This window comes from Pedobacter sp. ASV12 (assembly GCF_016429155.1).
Taxonomy (GTDB): Bacteria; Bacteroidota; Bacteroidia; order Sphingobacteriales; family Sphingobacteriaceae; genus Pedobacter.
This window is the reverse complement of record NZ_JAELUC010000329.1, coordinates 1-407: the sequence shown is the minus strand read 5'-3', so window position 1 is coordinate 407 and position 407 is coordinate 1. Positions and strand designations below refer to the sequence as shown.

Annotated in this window: 1 pseudogene; it reads right to left on the bottom strand. The window is 40.0% G+C overall.

The features are described 5' to 3' along the window. Positions 1-407 (bottom strand): annotated as a pseudogene (locus JHD69_RS20540) (helix-turn-helix domain-containing protein); the annotation flags it as partial.

Here is a 407-nt window from a genome sequence, read left to right as displayed (position 1 = left end):
ATCGTAGAAATGCTGTCCTAGTTTATGGTTGATCAAAACCGACAAATCACGAACGGGAATATGCACTTCATCGGCAACATCTTGGATGGTTAAGGCCGGGTTGAGGAACGGCTTTGAGTCCAGCATGTATTTCCTTAATTTCAGCAGTTCCTCGTTATATTCTTTTTCAGCCACCAATTGCCCATTATCTTTTTCTTCCGAAACGATATGCTGCACCAGCTTTAACCTTGAATCGATATTTCTAAAAAGCCCTGGGTTATTTAACGCTTTATACAGATACCAAAAAATGATGGCCAGTTCAAACAAGAAAAGCCCAATCTTTAACCATTCGGCAATGTTGGGATAATCGGTAAACTTAAAGATGTTTCTTAGCAAGGCAATAAAGTAAAAAACCGATAGCGCCACGG